The sequence below is a fragment of the Nonomuraea sp. NPDC001684 genome, assembly GCF_053596515.1.
Genome location: NZ_JBSFGJ010000567.1, coordinates 1 through 5,256 on the forward strand (window position 1 = coordinate 1; position 5,256 = coordinate 5,256).

The window sequence follows — 5,256 nt, forward strand, 5'->3', positions numbered from 1 at the left end:
CCGGCTGGAGGACCTGCCTCACGTCGACCCCAAGGTGGAGGAGGCCCTGCTGGCCGCCGGGTTCGCCGTCGAGGGGCGCTTCCCGCTGCTGGTGTGCCCGGCCGGGTCGCTTGCCGAGCCGCCCGCCGACGCCGCCGTACGCCTCGCGCTGGTGACCGACGACCCGGGCCTGTGGCAGGTCGCGCGGGTGATGAACGCGGCCTTCGACGCGCCCGAGGCCACCGAGCACGACGTCGCGCGGCTGCGCGGCGTGCTCGACCGCGGCGGCCTGGTGGCCGCGGCCGCCGACGTCGCCACCGGCGAGGTCGTCGGCGCCGGCCAGCTCGGCGGCCCCCAGGAGGGCGTGGCCGAGGTCGCCGGCATCGCCGTGCGCGACACGCACCGGCGGCGCGGCATCGGCGGAGCCGTCACCGCCCTGCTGACCAGGGCGGGCGTCGACGCCGGCATCACCATGCCGTTCCTCACCCCGGCCGACGACGCCGCGGGCCGCGTCTACGCCCGCGTCGGCTACCGCAAGGCGGGCGAGGTGCTGCACATCTCGGCTCCCTGACCCTCTCGCCGACGCCCCGGCCGCCGGCTCAGCCGCAGTCGCAGCAGCCGCCGCAGTCGGGGCAGTCGCAGCTGCTGCAGTTGTCCAGGTAGCAGCGTTCGCAGCAGGGCCGTCCCGCCTTCTTGCTCCACCTCGGCCGCCAGAGCCCGCAGGTCAGGAACGTCGCCACCCCTGCCCCCGACCTGCGGATCCAGCCGGGACGCCGGTAGGAGGCCGCGCCGAACGAGCGCTCGACCGCCCGGCGCACCTCGGCGCCGAGCAGCCGCTCCACCAGGTGCCGCTCGTCCAGCTCCAGGTCGGCCACGGCGAGGGCGAGCCCGTGGGCGGCGTCGTCGCAGAGTTGCCGCGCCCGCTCGCGGCCGGTGCCGGTGGCGGTCAGCGGGTTGAACGCGCCCCGCTCGTCGTCGGCCGCCTGGTCCTCGACGGCGTCCAGAAGGTGTGCGATGCGGCCGAAGAACCGGCCGGCCTCGGCCAGCGCCGCCGCGTTGCCCGGCCGTCCGGCCAGCAGCGCGGTGTGGGCGAAGGCCGCCGCCACCGCCTCCTCGGCGGGCGCCGTGAGGTCGAGCACGTCCATGGGGATGGCCAGGGCCCGGCGCTCGCGTTCGAGTTGCCGGTCGACCGTCGCCGACAACACGGCGGTGTCGAAGCCGACGCCCGAGGCCAGCCTGGCGCCGCCCGCCTGCCAGCGGGCCGCGAGCAGGCGGCGGGCCGGAGCCGTGGCCGGGGCGGCGTCCCCGTCGGCCACCTGGTCGCGCAGCCTGCCCGCGGCCAGGACGAGCGACACCCCCGCCGCCAGCCGGGCGCCGCGACCGCGGGCGTCCACCACGTCGGCGGAGCGGAACCCGCGCAGCGCGCACGGCCCGGCCGTCCGGTGCGGCACGGCGGCCGGGAGCTGGGCCTCGGTCAGCACCGAGAGGATCAGCGTGTCGTAGTTGGTGGTCAGCCGGGCGGCGTGTCCCTGCCCGTCCCGCAGTGTCAGGCAGAGCCCGCACAGGTGCGCCCGCCACGCCGCGCGTACCGCCGCGCACCCGTGCTCACCGCACGGACGGATGATCCCGAACACACGAACCTCACAAGATCCGGAAAACGCTGGAGGAATCGTACGGGCGATCGCCCGCACGCGGCACCGCGGGGTTCAGGCGCGCGGTTCAGGCACGGGTTCGGGCACGGGGTCGGGCACGGGGCGGCGCGCCCGTCTGGCCGCCACCGTCAGCACGACGGCCCCGGCCAGTGTGAGCAGCGCGGTGAACAGCCACTCGTCCGAGCCCTCCGGCCCGTAGACGCGGGTCAGGCGGCCGGTGTCCACGGCCGCGGTGGCCTGTCCCGCCGCCAGGGTGCCGCGGTCGCTGCCGTACAGCTCGACGTCGCGCCGCCGGATCCGCCCGTCGCCGGAGGCGAAGTCCCCGGCCCAGACGCAGGACTCGTGCCCGGGATGCCGCACGCACCGCAGCTCCCGGGCGGTGAACGCGCCGCTCACCCCGTCGGCGCGGGCGGCCCGTACGACGGGGCCGAATTCCGGCACGGACACCAACAGCAGCAACAGCCCCACGACGGCCAGCACCACCGTGAACCCGCCCGGACGTCGTCTGGTGACCGCCATGAGCTAGTGCGCCACCGCGCAGGTGCAGGCGGCCCCGCCGTGCTCGGCGGCCCGGCGGTGGAGCAGCATCGCCACCACCATCGGCGCGAAGACGACCGCGTTGTAGAACAGGTGCAGCTCCATCCGGGGCAGGAAGATCTGCAGGACGCTGGTCGGGACCGGCCGTCCGAGCAGGTACAGCCCGGTGATCTTCTGCACGAGCAGCAGCAGGTGCTCCATGTGGTGCCAGACCTGGATGCCCAGGGAGATGTTCCACCACGTGCGCGCACGGCCCGCGAACCCCTTGCGGAGCATGACCAGGCCCACGAGCATGAGCAGCGCGTACCCGTAGTGCATCCACTCCGAGGTCACCAGCCACGGGAACGGCAGGCCGAGCACCCCGCGGGCCTCGCTCAGCGGCCACCCCCAGACGTAGACCTGCACCGCCTGCACCAGATGCTCGGCCCAGTGGGCCACCACGATGAGCATGAAGACCGTGAGTGCCGCCTTGTGGTGCCGTCCGTTGAGCGTGGACGCGCTGATCGTCGTCGCCATTCCTCACCTCGTGTCTGTCGCGCTGACGCTGGCGCGATGATCTCGGACGGCACTGGGAACGGGCTTGCATCCTCTTTGCAGTTGGCTGGGAGCGGCGGGGGCACCGGCGGGCGGGCCCGCCGGCTCGGCCTCCGAAGAACGCGGTCAGGGCAGCGGGGTGGCTTCCTTGACGTGGTTGAGGTGCACGATCACGTCGAAGGCCGCTCCCAGGGCCAGCGGCCGGTTGAACTGCTCGGGCACGTACGTGGCCGGGATGGTGAAGGTCGGGCGGGCGGTGTCCAGCCACGCTCGGGTGGACGGAGTGCGGCCGGCGCGGCGCAGGTCCACGTAGTAGTCGCGGTGGCGAACCCGGTCCAGGACGGCCTCGCTGCTGTCCGGGACGGGGGCGCCGGTGTCGAAGACGGCGACCTTGCCGGTCTTGGGGTCGGTGGCGCGGAAGCGGCCGCTGTGGATGGTGGTGCCGATCGCCACATAGGAGGTGCCGGCCAGGGAGCGCAGGACGTTCCCCTGGGTGACCGGGTACAGATCGGGCCAGGCCGAGACGTAGCCGATGTGCCCGTTGTGCGCGGCCGCCACGGTCTTGCTGCCGGTGTGGCGCTGCCACCACACGGTGTTCTCGGCCATGGACCGGTCACGGTGACGGTGCAGGGCGGACCCGTCGAGTGCGTACATGGTCGTCATCTGGACGATGACGCGGGCCTCCTGCAGGACCGTCGGGCTCGCCTTGCCGCTGCCGTCCAGCAGGCGGTAGGCGGCCTGCGCGTCGCCGGCCAGGGCGGTGCGCCGCTCGGCCGGCAGTGCGGCCAGGGTGTTCATCCGTTCCTCCACGCCGGCGGGCAGGGCGAGCAGGCCCGCGTAGCGGCGACGCAGTTCGGGCTCCAGCGACGGCTGGTGCTTCTCGGCCCAGGCGAGGATGCGCCGGTACTGCTCGGGAAGGACGTCGCCGATGTCGAATCCCATCACGCGCAGCTTGCGCGAGGCGGTGCGGTTGTAGTCGCGCATCCACTCGTAGAGGTCCATCCACTCCTGGGTCCTCCACGAGCCGTAGGACTGCTGGAAATCCTCGGCCATGATCTTGCGCAGGTCGCCCTTGCCGGTGCGCACGTACTCGTCCAGGCGGACGCCGGCCGACCAGGGCGCCTCCAGCGCCAGCGTGGTGAAGCCCTGGGTCTGCACCAGGTGCCGGAACATCCGGTGCCGCAGCGTGAACAGCTCCTTCGAGCCGTGCGTGACCTCGCCGATCCCCACGATGGTGGCGCCCTTGGTCATCGCCGACAGCGCGCGCAGGTCGCGGGACGGACCGCCCGGGACGGTGCTGGTCAGTTCCTGAGCGTGGCGCTCCAGGTCCGCCACCACCTGCTCCTGGCCGGCGTCGGCGGCCGCCGCGGAGACGCGGGCGGCGGGGGCGGAGGTGGCGAACGCCGGAGCGCTCAGGCTCGTCAGACAGGCCGCCAGCGCCAGGGTGACCGGCACGGTACGACGCAGAGTGTTGCTCGACAAGACAGATCCTTACGTTGGGTGTCGGATGAAGTAATCACCAACGTAGGGAGCGGCGAGGGCGGTTTCGATCCCGCCCGCTGGCCGGTCGATGGTGGTGCTGGCTACCGCACGCCGCCCGCGGTCCAGCTCGCGAGGCCGTTTCCCAGAGGCCGGATGTCAGAGGACGGCTTCAGGCGCCGAGGTAGCGCAGCACGGCGGCGACCCTGCGGTCCATACGGTCGCTGGGAGCCAGGTCGAGCTTGGCGAAGATGTTGCGGATGTGCTTGTGCACCGCCCCCTCGGTGATCACCATTTTGTCGGCGATGGCCAGGTTGCCCAGTCCTTCGGCCATCAGCGCGAGCACCTCGCGTTCGCGCGGGGTGAACTCCTCCAGGGGGTCGCGGCGGCGGGTGAACAGCTGGGCCACCACGTCCGGGTCGATGGCGGTGCCGCCGTCGGCGACCCGGTTCAGCGCCTCCAAAAACTGCTCGACCTTGCCGACCCGCTCCTTGAGCAGATAGCCGACCCCGTGCGTGCCGACGGCCAGCAGGTCGGTCGCGAACGCCTGCTCGACATGCGCCGACAACACCAGCACGCCCAGGTCCGGATGCAGGCGCTTGGCCGCCACGGCGGCCCGGATGCCCTCGTCGGTGTGGGTGGGCGGCATGCGCACATCCACCACCGCCACATCGGGCCGGTGCTCTTCGACCGCGGCCAGAAACCCCTCGGGTTCGCTCGCGGCCGCGGCCACCTCGATGCCCTCCCCGCTCAGCAACAGCACCAGGCCCTCGCGCAGCAGCGCGTCATCCTCGGCGATCACGACTCGCACGGCAGTTCCACCTCGATCACAGTCGGCCCCCCATCGGGGCTGGTCAGGGTCATCGTTCCGTCATGGGCCTCGACGCGGCGGCGGACCCCGGCCAGCCCGGTGCCCGCGTCGTCGCGGGCGCCGCCCTTGCCGTCGTCACGCACCTGGACGCGCAGCACCGGGCCCACACGTTCGACGACGACCTCCGCGTGCCGGGCGCCGCTGTGCTTGCCCACGTTGGTCAGCGCTTCGGCCACGGTGAAGTAGGCGGCGCTCTCCACCGAC

General features: G+C 73.2%; 7 protein-coding genes. 1 reads left to right on the top strand and 6 read right to left on the bottom strand.

Going from position 1 to position 5,256, the window contains the following annotated elements:
* The coding region (locus tag ACWCSD_RS47235) for a GNAT family N-acetyltransferase (RefSeq protein WP_449925474.1) at positions 1 to 550 on the top strand (550 nt) is incomplete at its 5' end.
* A 28-nt stretch (positions 551 to 578) separates the two neighbouring features.
* On the opposite strand, the gene ACWCSD_RS47240 is transcribed toward ACWCSD_RS47235, so the two are convergent.
* The 6 genes from ACWCSD_RS47240 to ACWCSD_RS47265 form a co-directional block, all read right to left on the bottom strand.
* Entirely contained in the window at positions 579 to 1,613 is a 1,035-nt protein-coding gene (locus tag ACWCSD_RS47240) for a DUF5685 family protein (protein ID WP_358303033.1), read from the bottom strand.
* Between the two features lie 72 nt (positions 1,614 to 1,685).
* Entirely contained in the window at positions 1,686 to 2,150 is a 465-nt protein-coding gene (locus ACWCSD_RS47245; RefSeq protein WP_449925478.1) for a hypothetical protein, read from the bottom strand.
* A gap of 3 nt (positions 2,151 to 2,153) precedes the next feature.
* Positions 2,154 to 2,684 carry a hypothetical protein gene (locus tag ACWCSD_RS47250; RefSeq protein WP_449925481.1) on the bottom strand — a complete coding sequence of 177 codons (531 nt, stop codon included), beginning with the start codon at positions 2,682 to 2,684 and terminating at the stop codon, positions 2,154 to 2,156.
* Positions 2,685 to 2,828: 144 nt separating this feature from the next.
* Positions 2,829 to 4,184, bottom strand: coding sequence for an erythromycin esterase family protein (locus ACWCSD_RS47255; RefSeq protein WP_449925483.1), 1,356 nt, complete (start codon positions 4,182 to 4,184; stop codon positions 2,829 to 2,831).
* A 169-nt stretch (positions 4,185 to 4,353) separates the two neighbouring features.
* Entirely contained in the window at positions 4,354 to 4,992 is a 639-nt protein-coding gene (locus ACWCSD_RS47260) for a response regulator (protein WP_397158821.1), read from the bottom strand.
* Positions 4,980 to 5,256 (bottom strand): sensor histidine kinase (locus ACWCSD_RS47265; protein WP_449925486.1); only part of this gene is annotated, 277 nt, incomplete at its 5' end. The genes ACWCSD_RS47265 and ACWCSD_RS47260, both read right to left, overlap by 13 nt.